The organism is Sphingobacterium sp. UBA7249 (genome assembly GCF_002472835.1).
In the GTDB taxonomy this organism is placed as follows: domain Bacteria; phylum Bacteroidota; class Bacteroidia; order Sphingobacteriales; family Sphingobacteriaceae; genus Sphingobacterium; species Sphingobacterium prati.
Genome location: NZ_DKST01000011.1, coordinates 1 through 26,065, shown reverse-complemented (window position 1 = coordinate 26,065; position 26,065 = coordinate 1). Strand labels below are relative to the sequence as shown.

The window sequence follows — 26,065 nt, the reverse complement described above, 5'->3', positions numbered from 1 at the left end:
AAAACCAAGGGAAATACTGTATCGTCAATATGGGAAATAAAGAAACTGAAGCAGCCGAAATTTTAAAGCGCATCGAGAACGGTACGGCCTCGGATGATGATCTCATCCGTTATAATTACTTATGCAATCTTCTTCAGGAAGCTGGGGTCAGAGAAAGTGAAATTCCGACATCTTTTAGCTTGGAGAAAGATCGCTATTTTTACGAGCTGGCAAACAGGACCTTTGCGAAGAAACAAAGCAACGTGCGCAGAATGAGATCAGCAGCAGCCATCGCGGCCTGTTTTCTTGCAGCATGTCTGGCAACATACTGGTATTTTCAGGATAAATCCCCCTTACAAAAACATATTGCCGTCACATCATATCCTGCAGCAGCCCCGTCCGTGCAGGATGGAGCGGTACTTTTACTTGATGACGGAAGCAAGATCAGTCTAAAGGAGCAGGAGAAAGGTTTGATTGCTCATGTCAATGAGGCTGATATTTCCAAGAATTCCGATTCATCCCTCGTGTACAGTGCTGCTGGAAAGAAGGCTGTCGTCCATCATCATACACTTTTAACAGCCAAGGGGCACCAATATCAGCTCACTCTGGCAGATGGCACCAAGGTTTGGATGAATGCATCTTCCTCCCTGCGTTACCCCGTGAGTTTCAGCGGCCAGAGCCTGCGGAAGGTCTACCTGGAAGGGGAAGCGTATTTTGAAGTCGCAAAAAATGCGGATGTCCCGTTTATCGTAGAGACAGAACGGGAAGAAATTAAAGTATTGGGAACCCACTTTAACGTCAACAGCTACCCTGATGCTGCCAAAAGCACAACTACTTTACTCGAAGGTCTGGTCCTGGTCAATGGCACCACCAAGTTACTTCCGAACGAACAGTTGATCATCTCCGCTAAGCGTGAGCAAAAAAGAAGGGTGAATGCCCAAGATGCTATCGCCTGGAAAAAGGGATATTTCCAATTTGAAGGAGCCAATATTATAGAAATAATGGACGAGCTTTCCCGATGGTATGATTTTCAGGTACAGTTCAACGGCGCTATCGGTGATGAAAAGATCGATATATCTATTTCAAGAAAAAGGAGCCTGAAGGATATTCTTAATCTTCTTGAGACTACGGGTAACGTCAAACTGATTCAAAATGGTAAAATGATCACAGTGAAAATACTAAATAAACCCTAAAAGCTTACATATGAAAAGAGGACAGACGATACCACCTTAGATCAGTTATGAATAAAAAAGCGTGAAAGTGTTGCAACCACTCCCACGCCCTAAATTATTAGATGATCAGATTTCCAGAAAAAGTGAGAAGCTCCAGCTGGAAGTCAACTAACAACCTATAAAATTATGAATTTTAGATTAAAAGTGAAACAGGGATGCAAACGCATGCCCGGCAGTAACGCTTTAAGAAAATCCTGTATTTTTATTTTTCTCAGTACAGGTCCCATGATTGGCGCAGCCTATGGGCAAACAATAACGCTAAACCTAAAAAATGCTTCCTTAAGAAATGCCATTGACGCCGTCAAAAAACAGAGCGGATATGATCTTGTGCTATTTCAGTCCAACCTACAGGGCGCACATCCAGTCACTGTAAATATCGGTGCCAAGAGTGTGGCCGAAGCACTGGATCTGATCACTAAGGGACAGCCAATTAGCTACGAGCTGAAAGGCAATTCCATTGTGGTGCGCAGAAAGGCAGCTGAACCGAACGAAACAAAAGCTATCCCTCAGAATAAGGTTATTAACGGCATAGTCAAAGATGTAAAGGGAAACAATTTGCAAGGAGTTACCATTGCTGTAGAAGGTCAGTCAAAACGTGCAACAACCACGGATGTCAATGGTCGGTTTATTCTGGAAGTTCCCAACAATGCTACCTTGATCGTTTCTTTGGTCGGTTTCAAATCACAGGAGATCCCCACTGCAGCTAGCGATAAAGAAATCTCGGTGGTTTTGGTGGAAGATCAAAAAGGGCTTGAAGAGGTTGTCGTCGTGGGGTACGGCACACAGAAAAAAGAAAGTAATGTGGGCTCCCAAGCGACCGTTAAAAGGGCCGAGCTGAAGGTTCCTGTGGCTAATTTGTCAACTGCGATTGCGGGCCGGTTAGCTGGTGTGGTTGCCACCCAACGCAGTGGGGGACCTGGTAGCAGTGGGGCAAATCTCTTCGTACGTGGGGTATCCACATTTGCCAGTTCGCCCCAAAGCCCCTTACTGATCGTGGATGGGGTACCAGACCGTGATATCAATAACATTGACCCAGAAGATGTTGAATCATTTACGATCCTGAAAGATGCGACGGCTACAGCGGTTTATGGTACCCGCGGTGCCAACGGGGTGATTATTATCAATACCAGGAAAGGAAAGGCAGGGAAGCCTTCCGTTACCGCTGAAATCCAACATGGGATCACCGGATTTACCTACCTTCCCAAATTCGTTGATGGACCTACATTTATGGAACTGTTCAATGAAGGGCAGGTACTCAGGGGTAAAGCACCGGCCTATTCTGCAGATATTATCGAAAAACATCGAACAGGCGTAGATCCAGACTTATATCCCAATGTCAATTGGTATGATGAGCTGTTCAAGAAAAACGCAGCCAATAGCCGTGCCAACGTCAATATTACGGGTGGAGCAGATGTTGCCCAATATTATATTTCATTAGGTTATTATAACGAAACCGGCCAGTTCAAAACTGAAGATATTGAAAGTTATAATGCTGCATTGAAATACGATCGTTTCAATTTTACCAGTAACCTGGGGGTGAATATTTCCAAAAGGACCAAATTAGATTTCGGTATCAACGGATTCCTATCAAATTATAATGAACCTGCTAGGGGCAGAGATCAGATTTTTGCGCTGGCCACACAATATTCACCGCATATCACACCTATCCGGTATTCCAATGGCTTATGGCCATTGGTAAAGGGTACAACCGAAAACCCCTATAAAGCGATGACCCAGTCCGGAATCAGCAATAAATATAATAATGTGGTCCGGTCGAACCTGCGCCTGACGCAGGACCTGGATTTTATCACCGAAGGATTAAAAGTGAATGGATTATTTGCCTTCGACGTCACGCTGGACAATAACCTCAAAAGGAGCCGCAATCTTCCTTCCTACTTCGCTGAAGGCAGGGATGAGAATGGCGCGTTAAAAATGACCCTGACAGATGCGGGCTCTCCGGATCTGTCATACGAGTTATTGCGCTTTTCAACAAGGAGAATGTATTTGGAAAGTTCACTGAATTACACCCGTTCTTTTGGACCACATGATGTAAGTGGCTTGCTATTGTTCAATCAATCAGACTTTGCTGATGGCAATGAGCGAGTGAAATCCTATCAGGCAGCAATTCCTTACAGGCAACGAAATGTGGTCGGACGTGCTACATATGCCTATGACCGTAAATACCTGTTCGAATCCAACTTCTCCTATTCCGGTTCAGATAATTTCACACCCGATAACCGTTATGGACTATTTGCCTCCATCGGGGCAGGCTGGGTTGTTTCCAAAGAAAGATTCTTTGAGCCTATAAAATCCATCATCCCACACTTCAAACTGCGGTACTCCTATGGTAGTTCAGGAAATGCCAGCTTAAATGACCCTAATTTTAGGTTCTTATATTTGACTAAGTACCAACAAGAAGAGGATGGCTACACCTATAGTTTTGGTGTACCGGGATCCCAACGTACCTACAGGGGGTATTATGAACAGCTGTTAAAAGGTGATGTCACCTGGGAGACTTCTTACCGCCATAATTTGGGGGTCGAATTGAACTTTTTTAACAATGACCTGCAATTTATTGCCGAAATATTCAAGGAAGACCGAAGGGGAATCTTGATGCGTGGATTGGATATTCCCTATATCTCGGGTTACAACTCGGGTAATGTCCCTTTCCTAAATATCGGTGAAACGGCGAATAAAGGCATTGACCTGACACTGGAATATAATAAAAAGATGACCAATGGTTTCTTTATGGCCCGTGGCACGATGAACTATAACTCGAATAAAGCGGTTCGAGATAACCTTCCACCTTGGGCATATCCCTATCTGGACCGTGAGGGACACCGTATTTCCCAACGGTTTGGCTATATCTCAGAAGGACTGTTTAAGACCGATGAACAGATTGCCAATTCAGCAACTCAACCCGGAGACGTACGCGTGGGGGATATCCGCTATAAAGATTTAAATGGTGATGGCATCATCAACTCCATGGACCAGACCGCCATCGGATATGGCGATGTACCCTTATTGACCTATGGGCTTACGCTAGGTGGAGGATATAAAGGTTTTGAACTCAGCATGTTCTTCCAGGGAGTAGGGATGGTGGATATGAACTATGCTTCAGGTTACGCGGTAACCCCATTCTCCCAAGGAAAAACCTTTGGCAATATGTACGAGTATGTGACAGACCGTTGGGATCCTGAAAATCCGGACAAAGAAACGCTATATCCCCGTTTATCGACAAATGAAACAGTTACCACAAACTATTATACCAGCACCTGGTGGCTCAAGCGTGCCGACTTCCTGAGATTAAAGCAAGCAGAATTGGGCTATAATTTTTCAAATAAGACTTTTCTGGATAAGCTAAGTATCAGTAACCTGAGATTATATGTCAATGGAACCAACCTGTTCACCATTTCCCCATGGAAGTTTTGGGACCCGGAAATGGGTGATGGGCGAGGTGTGGCCTATCCCAATACAAGAGTATTTAATCTCGGTATGAGAATTAACTTTAAATAACAGACCAACATGAAATTCCGAAATAATAAAATAAAATTTTTAGCCCTATTGACATCTGCCAGTCTCCTGATGCAGGGCTGCAATGACAAATTTTTTGATGCCCAGCCAGATAACCTGCTCAATATTGAGAGCATTTTTTCTAACCGTTCGCAAACTGAAAATTACTGGGGATCGCTATATGCCGAAATCCCTGATATATGGAATCAACCCTATTCTTACAATTATTCAGCAATCTCAGATGAAATCGATGCGTCCAACTGGGCTGACGGTACCTTGAATAACTTTAATTCAGGCGCTATTTCTTCTGATAATGTGCCCACACCCTATGTCAAGCAATATCGAAAGATCAGGCAATGTGGCATTTTTATCAACAATGTAGATAAATGCCAGGAGTTAAAGGATGCCGACAATGGTGAAATTCTGATCAAACAATACAAAGCGGAGGCCAAGTTTCTAAGGGCCTATTATTACTGGCTGGCCATGAAATCATTGGGGCCCGTTGTTATTCTTCCTTTAAATGAAGAAGATGCCGTTGGTGACAATTACCAGATCCCAAGAAGCAGCTGGGATGAATGTGTCGATTTTGTGATCAAACAAATGGATGAAGCAGCTGCGGACATGCCAGATGACCATACCGATACCCAACTTGGTCGCATAGGAAAAATGGTTGTTGAGGCAGTCAAATCCGAAATCACCCTATTTACGGCAAGTCCTTTGTATAATGGCAATACAGATCTGTCCAACTGGAGAAATCTTGACGGCAAGCAACTGATCAGTGCTACTTATGAAGCTTCCAAATGGGGAAAAGCCGCGACCACCGCAAAATCGGCCATTGATATCGCCGAAAGAAACGGAAAAGCCCTATTTGTCAAGAATGGTGCCGACGCTTTTGAAACGGCTTTCCTTTCAACGAGGAATGTTTTCTGGGATGGATACCAAACCGAAGGAGTTTGGGTCAGGCCAGCAACAAACCGTAACCAATGGGAAATTTCCTCTGCTCCACGTGCAATTGCGGGCACAGCATACAATGGTTTGGCACTTGTTCAGGAATTTGTCGATGATTTCCGCATGGCCAATGGACAGTCCATTCAGCAAAGTTCATCTTATGATGAAACTACCTATGTAAAACAGGGAACGCCTTATTTTGATACAGGTACCAATGCGATGTACAGCGACCGCGAACCAAGATTCTATGCCTATGTGACTTTCAATGGTTCAAAAATTCCCGGAGCGGCAAAGTCGGGGATGACACGCGTAGAATTCTACTCTTCGGGAAATTCTGGTAAAAATGGTGCACCCAGGGATTGGCCCAAGACGGGATATACCGCCAGAAAAAATATCCACCCGACCTTTAGTGTGAATCCCGGTGTAGGAGTAAACCGTGTCGCGATGTTGATCAGGCTTTCGGAGCTGTATCTAAACTATGCGGAAGCATTGAACGAATCTCAGCCCAATCATCCAGATATCGCTATTTACCTGAATAAAGTTAGGAATAGGGCGGGTTTGCCTAGTATTGCTTCCGGGCTTTCACAGGATAGGATGCGTGAGGAAATCCGTTTAGAAAGAAGAATTGAACTCGCTTTTGAGGGAAAACGATACTTTGATGTGAGAAGATGGAAGGTTGCCGATCAAGATGGTTACAGACAGGGCGGAGATTTCTATGGAATGGATATGTCAAGTGGAACTTCCCTGAGTGATCCCAGCTTTCATAAACGAGTAGTTGCTGTTAGACGTGCAGAATGGAAGGATAGGTTCTATTTTATGCCTTGGGGCCAAATGGAAATCGACAGAAACAAACAATTGGTTCAAGTTCCCGGATATTAATAGGATTTAGATCATGAAAACGATAAATCAATCAATGATAATATGGGCATTCACTGCAATGGTATGTGCAGGATGTCAAAAAGAAGAAGTGGCTTACAAAAAACAGACAGACAGCAAAGATGGAGTTTACCTTAGTGTGCAGAAAGCCGTCAACGGGATTCAGGAGCTACAGCTATTCCCGCAGATTGATGAAAGAAAAGATGTGCTTTGTGTAAATTATGGCGGTTTGGGTTTACCCGCATCAGATATCCAAGTGCATCTGGAAGAAGATGTAGCAGCCCTGGACAGCGTCAATACAGTCAGAAGGATCAGAGGGGAAGAAGAATATCTGCCCTTTCCAGCAGGAAGCTATTTATTGGACAAAACATCCAGCTCTATCAGGTCTGGTCAGTTGTCTTCGGATAATCTGACATTGACCTATAAGCCTGAAAAATTTGATCTGACCAAAAAGTATATGCTGGCCCTAAAGGCAACAAATAATCAGGGGTATCAATTTCTTACAAATGGCTCCACGGTTTTCTATCTCGCCCAGGTTGTGGAAAAATCCCTGCCAAAAGCAGAATGGACAGCTACAGCATCCTCTATCCAGGAATCCGGCGAAGGTGAAGGCAATGGAATAGCTGAGGCATTAATTGATGAAAATATAACTTCCTACTGGCATTCCATGTGGTCGCCGAGTAGTCCTTCTTTCCCACACTGGGTACAGATTAATTTTAAAAATGAATTATATGTGACTAAAATCGGCCTCACCAGGAGACAAAACAATGCGAATGGATTCAAAACATTCGATATCGAAGGAACTAAGGATGGACAAACATGGATACCCCTGCTTAAAGATCAAGTGATGAATCAACAAGAGTTGGATACCCAAATCTTTTCGGTTGATCCACAATATCTGAAACAGGTTAAAATTATAATGAAGGACAATTTTAATAATCAAGCTTCAACACATCTGGCAGAAGTAGATGTCTTTGGATATTAAAAGCTAAAGATTATCTAATGACATGAAAAAGGGACTGGTAAATCGGATAGCGATTTATAACAGTCCCTTTTTCTGAGATGACCCTATCCTGGCTCAGCGGCATTTTTCATTTCTTCTTCGAAGCTTTTGCAATTGGGTTATAATCAAGACAGATTTTTATCCAATATTCAAAATCATCGGGGTTTTGAAAACCGATAGGCTCGACATAACAATAGCCTTTTAGCTGCTTTCCTTTCATGATCATCGGTAAGAAACCATTTTTCGTCGAAACCTTATCTTCTAGTTCTGGATTATAGCGACACATCAGATTGTCATGGCTGATATTGATACACATTTTCCCATTCACCAGAAAAGATAATCCGCTAAACATTTCCTTTTCTTCAACTTCAATATTTTCTTCCATTGCAAGCCTTTCTCGGACCCGGTTGGCAAGTTCATTGTTATAAGCCATCAGTTCAGTTTGTTTGTTATTTAAAATTACTTAAAAATTACGATTGTAAAAGATGAGGAGAGCTTGGGTATCTATTGAGCGAAAAGCTCCTCAATAATCCCTACCTTAACGTCTGACTTTACTTGGCGCAATGCCAAACTTTTTCCTGAAAGCATTACTGAAGTGCTGTAAGGAACAGTATCCCAATTCAAACGCTATTTCAGTTGCTTGCTTGAAAATAAAAATTTAGGAGCCTGGCGATTCGTTCATTCGGACGAAAATGGAAATAGTTTTGGGTTCTGCGGAGTCATTCACGAAACGGAATTCGCAAAAAGAATTATACGGACTTTTGAATTCGAGGGACTGCCAGAAAGAGGTCATGTATCTTTGGAATTTTTAAATTTTGAAGCACTACAAGATGGTCGGACAAGGCTCACGACTCAAATTATTTTCAAATCCATAGAAGACCGAAATGGAATGGTCGAATCAGGAATGGAATATGGTGTTATTGACTCGTATAATAAACTTGATAGATTATTATCCAAAAACAATTAGCCTATGATAACCCACAATATTCAATTGCTGAACAAGCTAAGCGTCATCGGTAGTATGCTGTTTATTTTTCTTCTTATTCTGTTACACATTCTCGAGCAAGAGATTGATCCTACATGGCAACCCATCAGTGAGTATGCACTGGGGAGACAGGGTTGGCTGATGCGATTGGTATTCTTTTCAATGGCTGTGGCCACCGGAGCAGCAACCGTTATTTCTTTAAAATTTTACAGGAAAACCCTCGGAAGAATTGGCGCTGTTTTATTGACAATTTCTAGTGTTGGTTTTTTAATAGCAGGAATATTCAACACGGATCCAGCCTCAACATTAAATGAAAATATGACTACTACCGGAACACTTCATAGTATTGGAGCAGGTTTTTCGGGAATGTTGGTTTTTGCTTCATTATTTTTTGTCTGGCAGTCTTATAAAAATCCCGTCTACAGGGAAACAAGAAAACCGTTGGCTTATGCCACGATCTTACTTTGGTTTTCTGAAGTCGTCTTGATCATCAGTATGGCAATTTATCTACCGAAAAATAATGGAAACCTCGGACCGGAGGTATTGATTGGTTGGGCGGGGAGGTTTATGATTATTTGCGCTGCAATTTGGGTATTCTTATTTACCAAACATACAATAAAAATAAAAGAATAGGCCCAATGGTTAATATACATAAGCGGCCCATAAAAATTAACAACTATTTTTTATGGGCCGCTTTTTCAATTCCACCAACTACCCGTTATTCATTTTTGATTTTTCATGGGCCAACAGCTCCTCTGCGCAGAGTTTACCAAATTTATCAGCCGCTAATGGGCTATCAGCAGTAATCAATTTTCTGTCAACGTGACAATCGCCCGCAATTTTTTTATTCAAAATTTCAACCCCAAGTTGTTTGAGTTTTTCGCCATAAAACCAAGGCATCTCTCCGGGCTGATATCCACTTTCTGGCAAAGTCATATCCATTTCATCAGGGAACGAATTGATCTTATACCCCTTAAAGGGAAACACAGCGTCGCCGCAATCTGCTGCGCTTAAGAGCGCTGCTGGACCATGGCAGATTGCCAATAGATATTTATCTTCAACTACTATCCATTTGATAAGTTCCTTTACATCATTATTCTCTGGTAGCCCAAGCATTGCGCCGTGCCCGCCTGGAATAAAAACGGCCACATAGTCAACGTATGCTTTATTGGTATCAGCTATAAAGTCCTTGAGGCTATGGGGATTTGAAAATTGTGTATTATACTTTTCGAGAATTTTACCAATGTTTTCATCTTCATAAGGCATTGCCCACATTTCAAATTTTACAGTACCACCAGTTGGTGTGTAGAAGTCAACTTCAAATCCCGCTTGTTCAAAATGAAGAATAGGAACCAGCGTTTCGACGGGATGATTGCCCGTTGAAAATTTCTTGCCATTTTTCATGGTCATATACCGCTCCTCAGTACAGAGCACGAGAATCTTTTTTCTGGTATCCTTGTTGACGTCTCCGTACTTCTTTTTACTGTAATCTGTTTTAGTTGCAACCATCGCTTTTCTTGAAAAGAAGGATGGTTCATAACCAATGCCGTCAAATACCGGTTCTTTGCTCAAATCGTTTGAAAATAATGACATAGTAATATCCTTTATGATTTATAATTCGTGTTATTGATAACATCCAAATGTTTATTGCTCTACAACAACTTGCTTTGATATATTTACTATAGAATGAAAATCTCATAAGTTGCACAAGCCCACATTTTAGATGATCTTTAAGAGATAACAACTGCAAAACCAATGCTGTTTCGCATAAAAAAATATTGTATGGTAGACCTAGCGCCGAGCTGGTCTAAGAAACTACCCATGGTTAAAAAGGGCAGTAGTTTTTCTGATAATTTAAGGTATATAGTTTTATTGCGAAATAATTCGTTTTTTTTAAAATCTCGATAATTAAACCGAGCAGCAGGCGTCGCGTCAATTAGAAGAGGCCGGGTCCGGGGCCGACAGAAACGGAAATTATGACCAAAGCAGTGTTATTTACCTGTCAATTACCGCGCTTTATATTTTACGGTGCTGCAAATAAAATACTTGTTTTGTTGGCATTGATCGTATAGGAGACAGCGTCATATCATTACAAATGGCGGCAGCCTCCTTATATATTATTCTATTCTTTTGATAATCTTACGACTTCATCATGCAGCTCCTGATCCCATACAAATTGCATTTCAAACTCTCCATCAGATCGTAAGAAAAAAAAAGCTTTATTCCATCTGTTACTGTCATCTTCAGTAGTTATTTTGTGAAGCTCCAGAATATCAAATGTTAATTGAAAGTCGAACTCATCAACATCAATTTGCTTCTTTTCATTATTGCTGTTGATATAATTTCCTGTAAAACTAGCCATCTCTCCAATAGCTTCTATATTTAATTCTGCTTTAATCCACTCTTCGTTAATTACAGAATTAATATTGTTGGTTATAGAGCCATAAATTTCGTCAACTGTTTTCATATTTTTAATCAGAAGCGTCCTAAATTAAGTAAAAAATTGCGGTGGATTTATATAGCAGGGATTGCTATATTTAATTCGCTAAAATTCTCTACCGCTATGTTAAATATAAATATATTTTCTCAGATACTGATACTGAGTCTTTGTTGACGATAAAATTTCATTCAAATTACTTTCGATTGCTTCCATATTTGGTACCGGGGCTAAACTGTTTCGTGCCGATACGGGTTTGTCGTTTCCCTTCACCATAGCTAATTTCCCGTTTTATGTTAGCTACTAATGTCCATAATGGGGCAGGCTCTAAATTATTCATATCGACGCTAATTAATCCAAAGAGTTGACTGAATTTGCTTTTACGTTACCTTTGGGCATATATAAATTAACCTTATAGTTATCTCAAATGTTATTGGATAGTACCTTTATTATTGTCTTCCAATCTTTGGGACCATATTCTCATCAATGCCTCATCTTTTCCTTCCATATAATTCTCAATCGTATAGTTTATCTTAATGTCAGGTTTTAAAGGCCCTTTTTTTCCTTTCCATACCTCCCAGTATTTCGTCGAGTAAGCAATTACAATATCAGATTTTGGCAAGTTAAAGCCCCTCACTTCACCATAATGATTGATTGAGCCACTGGTTTCTTCACCGATAAAGGTTGCATTCGAATTTTTCTTCAGTTCAACGCCGTTCATCACAGCCGAGGAGAATGTATTCTTGCCTATCAATACGAAAAAGCTGTCTTTTCTATTCAGGTAACTATTTTTGATCCGTTCGATAAATGGCGTTAAAATGCCGGAATTACCACCATTGTTATACCTCAGATCCAACACAATTTTATCTGGACGTTCAGCATCGATCAACGTGAACAATTCATTATTAAATTGATCGAAAGGGAGAGCGGATTCTTCCCTGCATTTATTATAATTAAAATAAAGGATTTTGTGCTCAGTATCGTATTCCAGCCAATAGTTTCCCTTTTTCTTTTTTGATAGGAGATTGACCGGCCCATCTGCTAGATTTAATTTTTTTATGTCATTGCCTTTCAATGAAGTCAATTTAATCTTACTGATTTTATTGTTGTCACCAACAAATGTGAATTCTGCTTCTTTGTCCGAATCAATGATTCCAAGCCCCTTTAAAAAAGCCGGATTGTTTATGAAATGGAGTAGGTGATCGTTGAAATAAGATTGATTTTCACTTAGGATAGCCTCCTTAAATAAAGCATTAATCTGCTTGAAGCTATGATTATTGATCGCTACTAGTTTGCTTCCTAATACCGAAATAAAGGCTGAATCTATGCCTGTTACATATAGCCCTCCTTTAAACATACCCAGCTTAATGGGCAATATCCGATTGAATTGTCGTTCGACAAATGTATGCTCGTCTTTTATACTTACCATCAGCTTAAACAGTTCTACTGTGAACATATCATAATTCAAAGAATCCGCTTTGTCAGCAATATCATCCACGAGCTTCTCAAATGTAGCTTTTGTTGTTTTTGCGAATAGATTGGTGTGTCTGACGGGTAAAGTTCTTTTTAAGAACTCTAGATCTTCAATATAGTCTGCTTTAGTTAATCTTTGTGAAAAGCTAACAGTCGCCACCAAAACAAACAGAAGGGTAAATATTGGTTTATTCATATTCACTAGATCAACAAAGTACTTGCCAGAATGCTATGCTATTGAAAATAAAAACCTTGAATTAGCAACACTGTACGATACCGGACAATTCCCCTCTAAAAACGGACACTTTACACGTCCATATTATGAATAAACATGTCCGAAATTGATTGTAATCTTTCTAGTTAATTAGTTGGACACATGAAACCCAATTATTGATTTCCCCTAATATTTATTTTGCTAATTATTTTAGTTTTTCGATTTATTGTTATATATTTGACTGATAACCAGTTGACAAAAATTATGGCAAGATCAAAAAAACACCTTGGTAAGTATGTAGATCCGCGTACCGATTTCGGTTGGAAATTTTACTTCGGTAGAGAGGACAACAAAGTCTTACTAATTGAATTTCTCAATAGCTTGTTTCAGGGAGAGAAGATAATTTCAGATCTGAGATACAAGCCTGTAGAGCATGATGGCGATTATGAAGAAATGCGTCGCGTTGTATTCGATTTACATTGTATGAGCAGCGATGGCGAGGTTTTCATCATCGAGATGCAGCAGCTCTTTCAGGAGTTTTTTAAAGATCGCGCCGTGTATTATACCTCGCGTCTCATCAATAAGCAATTAGCGCGAGGAAAGAAGGGCAGTGATTATTACCTGCCGGAAGTTTATTTTATCGGTATTTTGGAGTTTAATATGGATGGAAATGGAAGTTCCGGTGTAACCCGTATCACAGAACACCCTTATTTTTATGATGTCGCGCTCTGTGACAAATTGACGAAAGAAATATTTTATGATAAATTGGGGTATAAGATGATTTCCCTTCCATTGTTCAATAAACAGCCAGAGGAGCTAAAGACAGTTATGGATCAGTGGTTGTATTTACTTAAACACTTGAGTACCATGGATAGATTGCCATCATTTTTGGATAAAAGAATATTTGGTCTTATCTTTGAGATAGGAGAGATAGGTAAATTAACGGAGGAGGAACTAATGTCATACGAAGCAAGTTTAAAACATAAGCGCGATGCTGAGAGTGTGTTCAATTCGGCCAAGAAATCCGGAGAAGCTTTAGGCCATGCTAAAGGTCTAGCGGAGGGTAAAGCGGAAGGTCTAGCGGAAGGTAAAGCAAAAGGTCTAGCAGAAGGGGAGCGCAAAAAAGCTCTTGAGACTGCTAAAGCATTTAAGGAAATGGGATTACCTATAGCTGATATTGCTAAAGGCACAGGACTTTCTGTCGAAGAGATCGAAAAGCTCTAGTACAGGAGTAAACATGATATCAGTATTCCTAGTCCAATCAGCCCCGGACTCATTATCGAATATATCTTTCTATTTCTTTGCGCCTGTAAGTATCCTGCATAAATAAGTCCGGCAACTTGCAATCCAAAAATAATCAAGTTAAAATCTAAACTCCCCGTAAAATACCTCAGCCAATCACCGTCTGTGAATGTTGCATAAAATGTCAAAGCCATAAAACAGAGATGTACATATAGGGGAGCGTTATCGCAGCGGAGGAAGTGCATTCTTCAGGTGTATTGTCTGTTGTATGTGGAGGTTTATTCCTGTCCGTAAGAAGGCATCAATGGCTTAAGACACCTGAATCACCAGGCATTACCTTCTGAAATTAGATTTAGAGGAAGAACGACTACGGATTGAATAATTGAATAGGGATTAAAAAACAGATGTTATGTAATATCTGTTTTTTTCTTATGTACTGAAAAGGCGAATTTTGCTCATATCTTTTTTTGGTTATGGAAACTGCAATTTCGATTTCGCAGTTTGCTTAGAATACCACAAATTTAATTATATTTAAGATTGATTATCGATATAAAAAGATTCAAGTTAAAATGATATCAACAGAACAAAATAATAATGGATTTTTTCAACCATATTAAGACAGTGATAAGTATCATTTTAGGCTTAAGCATAGGAAGTCTTCTTAATGGTACAGTAAAATTTATTCAACATCCGGGAAGAACGAAGCCATATTGGATACACTTGTTATGGGTATTGTATTTATTTATTCAGATGATTCATTTTTGGTGGTGGGAGTACAATTTGAGAGACGTAAGAGTTTGGACCTTCACCGAATATATTTTAGTGATTACCTATATATTGATGTACTTTACACTTTGTCAGTTGTTGTATCCATCAGATGTCAGAGACTATTCAGAAAGTTATAAAAATTATTTTTTTTCAAGGAAGAAGTGGATTTTTGTTGGATTAATTATAATTTATGCGGCAGATATTTTAGATACTCTACTAAAAGGACAAGTTTATCTTGAAAATTTGATGCCCATATATGGTGTAAAAATGATAAGCCATATTTCATTATGTTTAATACTCGCTTTTTCAAAAAGTAAAAACTCAATCTGGTATGCTCTAATGGTTATATTTTTTATTCTTTTCGAACTATATTTCATTTCGAGCAAATATTATATTGACTAGATCATTATTATCTTGCTATTTGGCAATGTTTTTCAAGATTGCAACTATGAACCGCGTTTACTATTTTTATCCTGCCGACACTACAAATCATACTGGTTTTTCGGGAGGTTTTTATTTCGGTAATCATCCCAGCCAATTTCCTACGAAAAGTTCATTTTTTAGAAGATGGAGAACAAGTGCATAAATTAGAAATTGAGAAATTAAGGGTGGAGTTTTCTAAACTGACTTATGGAACAATCAAATTTAAACTTGTCAAGAAAGATCGTTTAAAGGCGAACAGCATTGAACATTTCTTACAAAATGAAATATTGAGCACAATTAAAATTTGTGAGTTTAATAAAGGTTATTTTTAGATCAACATGGACACTTGGGAGGGAAGTGTAACACCAACTGGGCACTTTATAAGACAGTTTCTAAAAATTGTCAGATTGCCTATTCGAATTCGGGCAGAATCATTTTCCAGAAATTTTAAGCTAACTCCCGTCAGATAATAAGGGAACCAGTGCGTATTATAATGCTTTTGAAACCTTCTAAGATTTGATCTAGAAGACTATTTGAAACCCTTTATACTATTCTATCCTTTTGATAATCTTACTATTTCATCGTGCAGTTCCTGATCCCAGATAAATTCCATATTAAATTTGCCTTGTGCATTTAGATTAAAAATGGCTTTATTCCATTTATTACTATCTCCTTCTATCGTAATATCGTGTAATTCTCTGATCCAATTTCGAATATCTCTAGAAATATTTCTTACAGATATGTTTTTTACCTCATTATTATCCGTTATATATTCTCCATTGTAGCTTACCACACCTGTTCCTAAAACTTCGATATTTAATTTTGCCTCATTCCAACTTTCATCCTCTATAGCATTTACTATGCTTTGTCCAATGTTTATATAAATCTCATCTACTGTCATAATATTTTAAATTTATTATTAGGGAAAGTTTTTATATATTCTTTACCATCTATTTTATAAAAAACTTCAATTTCAGAGGGTCTTTTACTTACGCCCTCATCACCCTCATCAACTCCTTTTGTTCCATCTTTTAAAGTTACGGATTTTCCTTGTTGATATTCATTTCTGCCAATTTTTCCTAGTTCTTCTGTTTCATAAATTTTGTCTCCAACTTTATATTTAGAATTTGGTTTCAATGTTCCGTTCCAGGCTTTATTCCAGTTTCCTTTAAAACCTGGAGCTAACTCTATTATATCGTCTGCACCATCAGTAACTTTAGCAATATTCCCGCCTTCTTTTTTGGCTACCAAAGTTTATATCTGAAAGTTTACTATCCGTTGGAGTTCATGGTATCCGTTATTAATAACATATGCGGGGAAATATTCAACGATAACTTGTAGTAAGTTTAGCTAAAATATAATAAGATACTTATGAGGTTTATAAAATATAAAATAGGGTGAAAACTGCATTTCGAATTAGTCAAACTTCACTTGGACGAAAAAATTTCTGTGAATTCTATGATTCGCCCAGATTAGCATAAAATTCATTTAAAATACTTCTAAATATTTTTATTATGGACAAGTTTAATGCATATCAAATCGAACAATTTTTACAGATTGAAAAGCAAGTGATCGGCAGCGCAGATCACTATGAAATTGCAAACAGAGAAAACTTCTAGGGCGACGATAAAGACACCATAAGTGGCATAACCATTACAACGTCGTTAGCAGTTTTGGGTGCTTAATGCACCTTTAGATACAAATAGTAACAGAACGAAAATGAGTAGCCAGCCGAACCGTTTTACCTGCCTAGTGATCGAAGATGAAGTTCTGGCAATTGAAATGATGGTAGACTATATCAGCCGTAGGGGAGATCTTGAACTTCTAGCTGTTGGAACCCAACTCTCCGAAGTAAGAGACATACTTGAAAAGCATAGACCTGCCATCATTTTCCTTGATCTGGTAATTCCTCCCGGGGAATCTGGCTCTTACCATTTTGGAAAACTTCCAGTTACGTCCAGTATCATCGTTGTTTCAGGGATACCCTTGAGCCATTATAAAGGGGATTTACCTAAAGGCGATATCTACGAGCTTCCAAAGCCGGTTTCGTTTGCAAGTTTCGACCAATGTGTTAATGAAGTGATAAACAAAGGAAAAGGGTATCGGTATGGCGTCGAGATTTAATGCCTTCGATTTCTATCTTTTGCGTGTACCCCGGTTGCCTTCTGGTGTAGTTAACGAAATTAACGTATTGCAGAAAAAAGGAGATATCTGGAACTCAATAATGAACTTACTTGATGATCCAGAGATTTTAGATGCAATCTATCTTGCAAGTGGAAACCTTTTTGAAGAATTAACGGGAGCGTTAAATGCTGGTTATACACCATCGGTTGATAAGCTGTTGGAGACATTGTGCAAGTATATTAGCCGTATGTCGACCCGTCCAACTCCCTACGGTAAGTTTTCAGGGATTTCGGTTGGAGAACTATGTGAATCAACGAATGCAATAAGGTTGTTAGGTGAGTTTTTTTCTTCTTATAGACTAGATATGGGCTTTACTGCTGAGCTTTCGAGGTTAATTTTAGAAAATCCAGAAACTCAAAAGCAACTCTGCTATTATACCAATAGTACCTTGTATGATAATACCGATTATTTTAAATATATAGATTTTAACGAAGCTGTAAATCGACGTAGTTATCAGTGGGCAAAGGTAATTAGGAATCCTTTAGTAGAAAATATCTTAAACCTTGCAAAAAAGGGAAAGCACTTTTATGAACTGGTTGAATCATTAAAGAAATTAGGTATCGATGAAAGCAAGGGAGAGTCATTTATTCATCAACTGATCGGAATCAAATTACTCATCTCTGAATTGGAACCCTGTGTTACCAGAACCAATTCCAATGATACAATTTCACGTTTAAAAGCCATTTATCACGAGGATTTACCACTTTCCACATTGGTAGGTTTGGAGCAATGCTTACAAACGATCAACACCAACTATAGAAATGTTCAATCGTTTACATTTAGAAAAGTTTGCGAAGACATTCATGTAGCCACGGGTAAAAATCTATTTCAGGCCGATATGTTGGTTGGAACCACATCAAATCAGATAAGCAGGCGGATTATTGATGAGATAACGAAAGAAGTAGAAGAATTATCAGTAATTAATAAGGCTAAAATGCCCAAAGACTTTATATTGTTTCGTAGAAAATTTCTGGCCAGATATGGCGACAGGGAGATACCGTTTTTAGAAGCAATTGATCATGAAAGTGGTATAGGTTATGGAGAAATTGTTAATGGAATTGCTGATGACAATCCTTTAATTCAGGGATTGGGTAGATTGAGAAAAAACGAATCCCATGACCGGATGCAGGAGCTTGTTCATTCCATTATAGCTAAACATGAGGTATATGTAGCTAAAACGATACGGTCTATTCATCTGGATTATGAAGATATCAAAGCTATTGAAAGGGAATCAAGTTATTGCTAGTAATTTTAAATTGTTGCAACCTTCATAAGGTTAAACCTGACAACTTACAGTCCATTCTTTCTGAGGGCATTGGTATACTTAATCCATATTTAGAGCAGCGGATGGAGGAATCTGATCGCATACCCTTTCAACTGTGTGATTTTAAAAGGGATTTAATGGTTTGTCTATTTCTTTTAAAAGCGAATGATAAAATAGACACAACTATCACAAATACTACTGCATACAACTATTGCAAATTCATATTGGATAAAGTCGAATTGGAGCTACCTGAAAATTTTGCAATTGGTCAAACTACTGGACTGAGCGGAATACTTGAATGTGTTAGATCAATTTTTTCATTAGTCCAGCAAAAGGATATAAAGGACTGGTTTGAGTATCATCATGATAGATTGTGCAACTTTTTGTTAAAAAATACGACTTATGAGTATACAATGAATAACACATTTTATGACGGAATCAGCGGGACGTTGTTAACAGCCTTATCCCCAGAGATTGAAGATGATCCCAATTGGAGGAAATTACTTCTATACTAATGTTAAAAAAAATGAGAATAGTTGTAGCCGATACATATTGCCCCTTATTTGGTTTTATTAGTGGACATGACAATGAAGTTAAGTGGACTGCCAATATCATTGATTGTAATGAAAAACAGGGTAAAAAAACAGTACAGCAAGGTAGTACTGTTACAGAAATTTATAACGATATTTTAAGTTCCTCAGTTGATGAAATTATTATCTTTTCGCCGCATTATTCGATCCCTAGTAACGACGATCTTGAAATTATTCAGCAGCTGCACAATAAGCATAAAGCTTATGATATCCTAATTTTTCAAATACAGGATTTTAATAAAAGGTGGTTAAGGCACTATAAGCCAAATGAATTCGATTTAGATGAAAAGACTATCAAAAGCGTGCTTCCATTTGAGATAACAATAAAAGCGAAAAGCATAATCAACAATAGGATAAAATTCAACAAACTATTTGGACCTGGAGGAGTCTTCCAATATGATCTACATAGAGTTTTTCTATACGATGCACTGAAAGGAGGTCTAAAGATTAAATATGTACCCAATGTACTTACTCTACAAAGCTTAGATGTAGATAAAAGGATGCACGAGCCACCACTAGAGAGATTTTATAGTGCTGGAGCAACACAGTGCCATGTAGAGGGGTTCGATTCCGCTCCAGAATATTTGAATTATTATTTGAGTAAAGTGGTTAATAATGAATTCGCATCTGAAGCAATAGAGGAGAAGTATTATTTCAGAGCTGAGATGTTTCTGAAAGGGGCATACGATTATAACTGTTTGAAAAATCTGAATTGGTAACATTCAAAAATTAAATATTTCACGAATGCAATTAGCTAATATAGAACTTAGGATTTTTAATTTTCCCAGCTTTAAGGGGTTTCCGCTCTTCAGACAGTTTGATGTCAGGGACTGTGGACCGACCTGCCTAAAGATGATACTTGCTTATTATGGAATAGATTTTCCTATGCAATTGCTGCGTGAACAATCACAGGTTAATAGAACTGGCGTTTCCTTGTCCGGTCTGGAAGCAGCTGCAAAAAACTTGGGGTTTGTGCCGACTTCGACATTGATTTCATTTGATGAATTCCGTCAAAACAATATTCTTCCATGTATTATTCATTGGAATGACGATCATTTTGTAGTTGTATACAAAATCAAAGGTGATACCATTTTCGTCGCTGATCCGGCAAAAGGAAAACTTAAATATGGCAAGAATGATTTTTTGGAGGGTTGGTTATATGGAAAAGAAGAGCTAGGTAAAGGCGTTGTGCTATTTTTGGAGCCTCAGAAAACAGCTCTTGAAAAGACCAAGTCCATTCCCCATACTACATTTGGCTTTAGATACCTTTATAAATCGTTGTTTCAATATAAACCGTTAATTCTATTGATGCTGGTAGGAATTGTTATAGGAAGTTTCTTACAACTATTTCAACCTACGCTCACTAAATACATGATCGATGTAGGTGTTCTCAACAAGAATCTAAATTTTATCTCGTTGATCCTGTTAGGGCAGCTTATGTTATTCGTTGGAATGATCTCCATTGATTTTGTACGAAGGTGGATTCTCCTTTATATAAGTACTCGCATCAATTTGAAAATGTTGACGAACTATCTTTATAAATTATTGAGATTGCCGATTTCCTTTTATGATGCAAAGCACATTGGTGATATGGTACAAAGACTTAATGACCATAATCGTGTTGAGGCATTTATTACAAGTAGCTCGATTTCTAGTTTATTTTCCTTAATAAGCTTAATAGTTTTTGGGTTGGTGTTAGCCAGTTATGACCTCGGTATTTTCCTCATTTTTATCATTGGAAGTTCCTTGTATGCTTTATGGGTATGGTTTTCTTTAAAAAAGAGAAAAATATTAGATACGAAAAGGTTCGACCTCCAATCGAAAAGTCAAAACAAGATGATCGAATTGATAAATGGAGTACGGGATATCAAATTAAGTTTATCTGAAGACAAAAGACGCTGGGAATGGGAGACACTTCAAGCAGAAATTTTTAAGTTGAATTCGAGATTTTTAAAACTGAGTCAATTCCAAGAAATCGGAGGGTCAAGTATTAACCAAATTAAAAACATAGTCATCCTATTTTTAGCGGCAAATGCGGTAACGAGAGGAACCTTATCTGTTGGAGAAATGCTTGCTATTCAATTCATTGTTGGCCAACTAAACAGTCCTATTGAACAACTAATAAGTTTTATGCAGACTGGTCAAGATGCTAAATTAAGCGTAGATAGGCTAAATGAAGTAATGGAAATGGAACTCGAAGAAAAGAAAGATGGTTTGTTTGTACAAGATGAAGATCTTGGCAACATAAAGATCCAAGACTTGAGCTTCTCTTATCCTGGGAGTTTCAATAAAAAGACGTTGGATAACATTAATCTAGAAATTGAGGAAGGAGGCATCACCGCCATTGTAGGGGCAAGTGGAAGTGGGAAAACAACTCTATTGAATTTACTCCTTCTTGTTCATCAACCCTTAAGTGGTAGTATATTCCTTGGGAAATATAATACTGATAGTATTAACAAGTCTTCATGGAGGGCGCTTTGTGGCACTGTTTTACAAGATGGATACATTTTCTCAGATACGATCCGAAATAATATAGTGATGTCAAATGAGGCTATTGATGAAGAAACACTCGCGTTTGCCATTAAAATGGCCAACATTGACGAATATATCAATAGTCTACCGAACGGACTTAACACGTTAATCGGAGGGGAAGGAACTGGATTGAGTCAAGGTCAAAAACAACGTTTATTGATAGCCAGAGCTATTTACAAACGCCCTAAATATATATTCTTCGATGAAGCAACGAATGCGTTGGATGCATCCAACGAAAGTATAATAATGAATAATCTGAATGAGTACTTTCTCGGAAAAACTGCCATAATCGTCGCTCATCGGTTAAGCACTGTCCAGAATGCGAATAAGATCGTGGTTATGGGGAATGGTAAAATCATTGAAGTTGGTACACACATGAGCCTTCTCGAGAAACGCGGACATTATTATGAATTAGTAAAGAATCAATTGTCGTTGGATTATCGGTAAAAATAAACTCTAATTTATGAATACGTTAAAAAAAATTCTCTTATCCGTTCCGTGTCTATTCTTTTTCACGATAGCTTACAGTGCGCAATACAACGATAAAATCGATTCAACATTTACCATTAGCGGAAAAGTGATCGACTCTATCACAGGGCAACCGGTACATCTCGTTTCCATCTATCTATTGGATGACGGGAATAGTACCATTCCGGTCAAAACAGCAATGACAAACGAGACTGGGGGCTTTAATTTGGAGTTCAATCATTCACCTTTCTACCTGAAGTTTAGTTTCATTGGATATGAGCCGTTGTTGAAAAGAATACAAAGGCAAAATGGTCGTACTCTTGACATAGGTATAGTTAAATTAAAAGAGATCGATAATAAATTGGAAGAAGTTACTGTCACTGCCAAAAGACCGACATTAGAACTTATTACCGGCGGATATAAGTTTAATGCGACAAACAACATTATAGGAAACAGTACCAATATAGCTGAATTATTGAAGCAGGTTCCTGGGCTTACTGTGGATGAAATGGAAGGCAAATTGCAATTACTGGGGAAAGGCCCCACCGTATTGGTCAATGGACGTAAGGTGAATATGGGCGGTAAAGATTTGCTAACTTATCTTAGGTCTCTTCCGAGCAATGATGTCCTATCAATAAATGTGCTTACTAATCCAGGTTCAGAATATGACTCGTCTGGAGATGGAGGAGTGCTGGACATCAGGCTGAAAAAAAATTCGAACCTAGGTTTTTTCGGATCAGCGAGCACTAGCGTCTCTACACTTTGGGGAACGGATGAATCGATCAATCTAAATCTCAAAAAGAGTAATTTGGAAGTTTCAGTTGGATATAATTTTTCATATGCTGAGAATCTATATCGAAGAAATGATGTTATAAAGAACTACGTAGCATCTGATTCAAGTTACCTTTATAGGCAACAACAAGAGATAGATAGATCTCAACGGACACACGCGGTTAAAACCAATGTGAACTATAATATTGATTCAACCAGCACCATTGGCTTTGGTTATTGGTATGCTTATCTCTATAGCCTTGACCCAATTCAAAGAAATGCCGATATATTTGACAGAAGTGATAAATTTCAGAGACAGGTCAAACAAAATGATCGAAATTTTCTTGACAACAATTTCCATATTGTTGATTTGACTTACGATAAGGATTTTAGCAAGGCAAGCAAACTATCAATTGGTTTAAATTATTCAAAATATTCCAACGAGAATAATATGTCATTTACGAGACAGGCATACGACCAATCTGGTTCCGAAATAAATTCTTTAGAAAATGAGAGCAGAAATCTTATCATCAAAAGGCCCTATGATATATGGACACTAAATGCAGATTATAAAAAAGCTATCGGAGAAAACTACGAATTAAAATTTGGCGGAAAATACAATAGGGCAAAGACGGAAAGTGCTTTTACAAATTTATCGATTAATGGAAATTCGCCCGAGAATGAAGGTAGCAACAATGAAATTGAATACAATGAAAATGTAAAAGCTATTTATTCGTCCTTTGGAGGTAAACATGATCGCATTTCATTCGAAGCAGGTCTGCGGCTGGAGGCTTTTGACTACAAACTACGATCGCTTTTGACAGGTGAGCAGATCAAGAACGATTATTTAAATCTTTTTCCAAATTTTTCGTTACGTTTTGATTCTGAAGATGGCAAGAATAGTGTTTCTTTAGCTGGAAATAGGAGGATCGAAAGACCCGGATACAGTATGCTCAATCCCTTTGTAGTAGATAATAATCTTGGCTATTTAACTAACGGTAATCCGAATTTGAGGCCTTACTTTACAAATCGATTGGATGCCCAATATTCCCATAGGTTCAATGATAACCATTCGTTAATATTTTCCCTTTATGCAAGTTCCTCTAAGGATATGTTTGACAATATTACAAGATATAACGGGGACCAAGGGAGTGCAGAGATAAACTATTACAATGATTTTACTCAAAAACAGATCGGAGGCTATCTAATGCTTCAGAATCAGTTTGGAAAATTGGTAAATATCAGTACGTATTTATCTGCACAACGACCGTCTTTTAAATCATATGTTCCAGAGGATGATTTATTACCCGGTATAACAAATTTTTCGGGTTCCATGAACATATTTGTAAAAGTATTGCCAAAAACCACTGTCCAGCTTCTTGGCTTTTATTCATCAGATAGAAATAACTTCCAAGTAAAATATGCGGCAAATGGTTACCTGACCTTGGGGGTGCAGCAAAAGGCTGTGGAGGATAAACTTAATATAGCTTTGACTTGCGAAGATATTTTCAACTTACAAAAATATCCGGTTTCGAGTATTAGTAATTTTCTTTCAATAGAATCTGTTAATAAGTTGACATCAAGATACTTGAAGCTTAGTTTAAGCTACAATTTTGGGAAATCTTTCTCTGCCAAACAATCAAGAAAATTACAAAAAGAATCTAGAATTGATTAGAAGACAGTCAATGTTTTAGTGAATATGCTTTCATTTATATTATGAATACTTTCAATCGTGATGGTTTTCGTACCATCGAGTTAGAACTTCAAGAGAACGAAATAAAGAGAATGAGGACTCATTGGAGAAAATTTGTAAAATCTATCCCTTCGTATGAGGAGATTTATGCAGGAAAGGGCATTGTTATCTGTGCCGGTGGATTTAGCTATCTCACCTGTTGTTTGATGCTATTAAAGTCTTTAAAAGACGTGGGATGTAATTTGCCCGTGGAGGTTTGGCATTTAGGAGGGGAACTTTCACATGAAATCAAAAAAGAACTGAAAGATCAAGGAGTGACCTGTAAGGATTTTTTGGACTATGGTATTTCGGAGGTTACCTCAGGCTATATGCTTAAACCTCTGGCAATTAAATTTAGTAGCTTCAAGGAGGTACTTTATTTGGACGCGGATAATTTTTGCCTCATTAATCCTGAACAATTATTTGCTGAAAGTCAATATTTACAAAAAGGAGCTATCTTTTGGCCAGACTACTGGAAGACACACGAAGACAATCCCATATGGAAGATAATTGATAAGGAATACAGATATGAAAATGAGCAGGAGAGTGGACAAATACTGATCAATAAAGAAAAATGCTGGAAAGAACTCAATTTGTGCGTTTATTTTAATGAACATTCAGATTTATATTATCATTTGGTACTCGGAGACAAAGATACTTTCCGCTTCGCCTGGAAAGCGCTGGGATCTGAATATTTTATGATTGGATATGAACCATCTTGTTGCGGATATTTGGACAATTCCAATAATTTTAAAGGTATTTCAATGGCACAGTATAGCCCAAATGGAAATATTATCTTTCTCCATCGAAATCTTTTAAAGTGGGATGTTACCCAAACTTCAGAGAACGTATGGACAACTGTAAAGAAATTTCAAGATAATTCTAGCAACAGATCCTACGAAATTTCATTTTGCCAAAATGGACACGTTTATATGGATCTACATGGCGATACGGAGGAACAATCGTTTATTGAATCTTTTGGAGATATAGAAGGAAGTTGTCTCTCCCATTTAGCACAGATACGTCAAAACGATAACTATCGAGCATTTAGTTTAGACTCCTGGATTTTTAAGCAACGGTTTGCAGGAAAAGCTAGTAGCGGGTACTAGATCCCCCGCCATTCGTATTAATATAAAGGTTGATCTCAGGAATCAACCTTTATACCTACTATTTCTTCTTTTTTCCTGGCTTATCGACGGCTTCCTTTAAAGCTTTTCCGGCCGAAAATTTGGGTAGCTTTTTGGCGGCTATTTTCAATGCGGCTCCCTGTCTGAGGATTGCGTCCGGTACGGGCCGAACGTTCGAATTCGATATTATTAATGATTGAAGTCGTCGGCTTGTCGAAACTGTCGTGGGTCAATGCCGCGAAAGTAAAATATTTTGGGCTTTTGTCCTTGCGAGTACTCGTACTGAATATTCCGACAAAAGTAC

At 38.2% G+C, this 26,065-nt stretch carries 22 protein-coding genes; 13 read left to right on the top strand and 9 right to left on the bottom strand.

Features of this window, described 5'->3' with window-relative positions:
- Window positions 1-29: 29 nt before the first annotated feature.
- The 4 genes from B4A24_RS06855 (at window position 30) to B4A24_RS06840 (ending at window position 7,533) form a co-directional block, all read left to right on the top strand.
- A complete protein-coding gene (locus B4A24_RS06855) occupies window positions 30-1,172 on the top strand; it encodes a FecR family protein (protein WP_293943830.1) in 1,143 nt (380 codons plus the stop codon).
- 165 nt (window positions 1,173-1,337) lie between these two features.
- Window positions 1,338-4,727 carry a TonB-dependent receptor gene (locus B4A24_RS06850; protein ID WP_293943828.1) on the top strand — a complete coding sequence of 1,130 codons (3,390 nt, stop codon included), beginning with the start codon at window positions 1,338-1,340 and terminating at the stop codon, window positions 4,725-4,727.
- Window positions 4,728-4,736: 9 nt separating this feature from the next.
- Window positions 4,737-6,551 (top strand): RagB/SusD family nutrient uptake outer membrane protein, encoded by a 1,815-nt coding sequence (locus B4A24_RS06845; protein ID WP_293943827.1) that lies wholly within the window; start codon window positions 4,737-4,739, stop codon window positions 6,549-6,551.
- A 13-nt stretch (window positions 6,552-6,564) separates the two neighbouring features.
- Entirely contained in the window at window positions 6,565-7,533 is a 969-nt protein-coding gene (locus B4A24_RS06840) for a discoidin domain-containing protein (RefSeq protein ID WP_293943825.1), read from the top strand.
- Between the two features lie 106 nt (window positions 7,534-7,639).
- Here B4A24_RS06840 and B4A24_RS06835 read toward each other — a convergent pair whose 3' ends face one another.
- Window positions 7,640-7,984: a TfoX/Sxy family protein gene (locus B4A24_RS06835; protein ID WP_293943823.1), complete on the bottom strand. Its 345-nt coding sequence runs from the start codon at window positions 7,982-7,984 to the stop codon at window positions 7,640-7,642.
- A 105-nt stretch (window positions 7,985-8,089) separates the two neighbouring features.
- Window positions 8,090-8,182: a helix-turn-helix domain-containing protein gene (locus B4A24_RS23850; RefSeq protein ID WP_409456488.1), complete on the bottom strand. Its 93-nt coding sequence runs from the start codon at window positions 8,180-8,182 to the stop codon at window positions 8,090-8,092.
- 9 nt (window positions 8,183-8,191) lie between these two features.
- On the opposite strand from B4A24_RS23850, the gene B4A24_RS06830 reads away from it, so the two are divergent.
- Both B4A24_RS06830 and B4A24_RS06825 read left to right on the top strand, forming a co-directional pair.
- Window positions 8,192-8,518 carry an SRPBCC domain-containing protein gene (locus tag B4A24_RS06830; RefSeq protein ID WP_293943821.1) on the top strand — a complete coding sequence of 109 codons (327 nt, stop codon included), beginning with the start codon at window positions 8,192-8,194 and terminating at the stop codon, window positions 8,516-8,518.
- A gap of 3 nt (window positions 8,519-8,521) precedes the next feature.
- Window positions 8,522-9,169 carry a DUF998 domain-containing protein gene (locus B4A24_RS06825; RefSeq protein ID WP_293943819.1) on the top strand — a complete coding sequence of 216 codons (648 nt, stop codon included), beginning with the start codon at window positions 8,522-8,524 and terminating at the stop codon, window positions 9,167-9,169.
- A gap of 78 nt (window positions 9,170-9,247) precedes the next feature.
- On the opposite strand, the gene B4A24_RS06820 is transcribed toward B4A24_RS06825, so the two are convergent.
- The 4 genes from B4A24_RS06820 to B4A24_RS06805 all read right to left on the bottom strand — a co-directional run bounded on the left by B4A24_RS06820 (window position 9,248) and on the right by B4A24_RS06805 (window position 12,642).
- A complete protein-coding gene (locus B4A24_RS06820) occupies window positions 9,248-10,129 on the bottom strand; it encodes a DJ-1/PfpI family protein (RefSeq protein ID WP_293943817.1) in 882 nt (293 codons plus the stop codon).
- 529 nt (window positions 10,130-10,658) lie between these two features.
- Window positions 10,659-11,003, bottom strand: a complete 345-nt coding sequence (locus B4A24_RS06815; protein WP_293943815.1) for an immunity protein YezG family protein — start codon at window positions 11,001-11,003, stop codon at window positions 10,659-10,661.
- A 166-nt stretch (window positions 11,004-11,169) separates the two neighbouring features.
- The gene (locus B4A24_RS06810) at window positions 11,170-11,313 is read right to left on the bottom strand and encodes a hypothetical protein (RefSeq protein WP_293943813.1); all 144 of its coding nucleotides are present in this window, start codon (window positions 11,311-11,313) and stop codon (window positions 11,170-11,172) included.
- A gap of 90 nt (window positions 11,314-11,403) precedes the next feature.
- Complete coding sequence (locus B4A24_RS06805) at window positions 11,404-12,642, bottom strand: hypothetical protein (RefSeq protein ID WP_293943811.1); 1,239 nt, start codon at window positions 12,640-12,642, stop codon at window positions 11,404-11,406.
- A gap of 282 nt (window positions 12,643-12,924) precedes the next feature.
- Here B4A24_RS06805 and B4A24_RS06800 point away from each other — a divergent pair, with 282 nt between their 5' ends.
- Window positions 12,925-13,884, top strand: coding sequence for an Rpn family recombination-promoting nuclease/putative transposase (locus B4A24_RS06800; protein WP_293943809.1), 960 nt, complete (start codon window positions 12,925-12,927; stop codon window positions 13,882-13,884).
- 1,762 nt (window positions 13,885-15,646) lie between these two features.
- Here B4A24_RS06800 and B4A24_RS06795 read toward each other — a convergent pair.
- Both B4A24_RS06795 and B4A24_RS06790 read right to left on the bottom strand, forming a co-directional pair.
- The gene (locus B4A24_RS06795) at window positions 15,647-15,994 is read right to left on the bottom strand and encodes an immunity protein YezG family protein (RefSeq protein ID WP_293943808.1); all 348 of its coding nucleotides are present in this window, start codon (window positions 15,992-15,994) and stop codon (window positions 15,647-15,649) included.
- Complete coding sequence (locus B4A24_RS06790; protein WP_293943806.1) at window positions 15,991-16,344, bottom strand: hypothetical protein; 354 nt, start codon at window positions 16,342-16,344, stop codon at window positions 15,991-15,993. The genes B4A24_RS06795 and B4A24_RS06790 overlap by 4 nt, the downstream gene beginning before the upstream one ends.
- A 468-nt stretch (window positions 16,345-16,812) precedes the next feature.
- On the opposite strand from B4A24_RS06790, the gene B4A24_RS06785 reads away from it, so the two are divergent.
- The 6 genes from B4A24_RS06785 (at window position 16,813) to B4A24_RS06760 (ending at window position 25,743) form a co-directional block, all read left to right on the top strand.
- Complete coding sequence (locus tag B4A24_RS06785) at window positions 16,813-17,217, top strand: response regulator (protein WP_293943804.1); 405 nt, start codon at window positions 16,813-16,815, stop codon at window positions 17,215-17,217.
- The gene (locus B4A24_RS06780) at window positions 17,201-18,523 is read left to right on the top strand and encodes a lantibiotic dehydratase (RefSeq protein ID WP_293943802.1); all 1,323 of its coding nucleotides are present in this window, start codon (window positions 17,201-17,203) and stop codon (window positions 18,521-18,523) included. The genes B4A24_RS06785 and B4A24_RS06780 overlap by 17 nt, the downstream gene beginning before the upstream one ends.
- Before the next feature lie 544 nt (window positions 18,524-19,067).
- A complete protein-coding gene (locus tag B4A24_RS06775) occupies window positions 19,068-19,850 on the top strand; it encodes a hypothetical protein (RefSeq protein ID WP_293943800.1) in 783 nt (260 codons plus the stop codon).
- 25 nt (window positions 19,851-19,875) lie between these two features.
- Window positions 19,876-22,110 (top strand): peptidase domain-containing ABC transporter, encoded by a 2,235-nt coding sequence (locus B4A24_RS06770; RefSeq protein ID WP_293943798.1) that lies wholly within the window; start codon window positions 19,876-19,878, stop codon window positions 22,108-22,110.
- A 16-nt stretch (window positions 22,111-22,126) separates the two neighbouring features.
- Window positions 22,127-24,577 carry an outer membrane beta-barrel protein gene (locus tag B4A24_RS06765; protein ID WP_293943796.1) on the top strand — a complete coding sequence of 817 codons (2,451 nt, stop codon included), beginning with the start codon at window positions 22,127-22,129 and terminating at the stop codon, window positions 24,575-24,577.
- A gap of 41 nt (window positions 24,578-24,618) precedes the next feature.
- On the top strand, window positions 24,619-25,743 hold the full coding sequence (locus B4A24_RS06760; RefSeq protein WP_293943794.1) for a hypothetical protein: 1,125 nt from the start codon (window positions 24,619-24,621) through the stop codon (window positions 25,741-25,743).
- A gap of 80 nt (window positions 25,744-25,823) precedes the next feature.
- Here B4A24_RS06760 and B4A24_RS06755 read toward each other — a convergent pair.
- On the bottom strand, window positions 25,824-26,065 hold a 242-nt coding region (locus B4A24_RS06755; RefSeq protein ID WP_293943792.1), incomplete at its 5' end, for a hypothetical protein.

Coding starts and splice junctions, on each gene's coding strand:
- B4A24_RS06780 (WP_293943802.1), top strand. CDS start 17,201: ATGGCGTCGAGATTTAATGCCTTCGATTTCTATCTTTTGCGTGTACCC.
- B4A24_RS06835 (WP_293943823.1), bottom strand. CDS start 7,984: ATGGCTTATAACAATGAACTTGCCAACCGGGTCCGAGAAAGGCTTGCA.
- B4A24_RS06785 (WP_293943804.1), top strand. CDS start 16,813: ATGAGTAGCCAGCCGAACCGTTTTACCTGCCTAGTGATCGAAGATGAA.
- B4A24_RS06810 (WP_293943813.1), bottom strand. CDS start 11,313: ATGAATAATTTAGAGCCTGCCCCATTATGGACATTAGTAGCTAACATA.
- B4A24_RS06805 (WP_293943811.1), bottom strand. CDS start 12,642: ATGAATAAACCAATATTTACCCTTCTGTTTGTTTTGGTGGCGACTGTT.
- B4A24_RS06850 (WP_293943828.1), top strand. CDS start 1,338: ATGAATTTTAGATTAAAAGTGAAACAGGGATGCAAACGCATGCCCGGC.
- B4A24_RS06840 (WP_293943825.1), top strand. CDS start 6,565: ATGAAAACGATAAATCAATCAATGATAATATGGGCATTCACTGCAATG.
- B4A24_RS06845 (WP_293943827.1), top strand. CDS start 4,737: ATGAAATTCCGAAATAATAAAATAAAATTTTTAGCCCTATTGACATCT.
- B4A24_RS06770 (WP_293943798.1), top strand. CDS start 19,876: ATGCAATTAGCTAATATAGAACTTAGGATTTTTAATTTTCCCAGCTTT.
- B4A24_RS06775 (WP_293943800.1), top strand. CDS start 19,068: ATGAGAATAGTTGTAGCCGATACATATTGCCCCTTATTTGGTTTTATT.
- B4A24_RS06765 (WP_293943796.1), top strand. CDS start 22,127: ATGAATACGTTAAAAAAAATTCTCTTATCCGTTCCGTGTCTATTCTTT.
- B4A24_RS06855 (WP_293943830.1), top strand. CDS start 30: ATGGGAAATAAAGAAACTGAAGCAGCCGAAATTTTAAAGCGCATCGAG.
- B4A24_RS06815 (WP_293943815.1), bottom strand. CDS start 11,003: ATGAAAACAGTTGACGAAATTTATGGCTCTATAACCAACAATATTAAT.
- B4A24_RS06760 (WP_293943794.1), top strand. CDS start 24,619: ATGAATACTTTCAATCGTGATGGTTTTCGTACCATCGAGTTAGAACTT.
- B4A24_RS06800 (WP_293943809.1), top strand. CDS start 12,925: ATGGCAAGATCAAAAAAACACCTTGGTAAGTATGTAGATCCGCGTACC.
- B4A24_RS06820 (WP_293943817.1), bottom strand. CDS start 10,129: ATGTCATTATTTTCAAACGATTTGAGCAAAGAACCGGTATTTGACGGC.
- B4A24_RS06825 (WP_293943819.1), top strand. CDS start 8,522: ATGATAACCCACAATATTCAATTGCTGAACAAGCTAAGCGTCATCGGT.
- B4A24_RS06795 (WP_293943808.1), bottom strand. CDS start 15,994: ATGACAGTAGATGAGATTTATATAAACATTGGACAAAGCATAGTAAAT.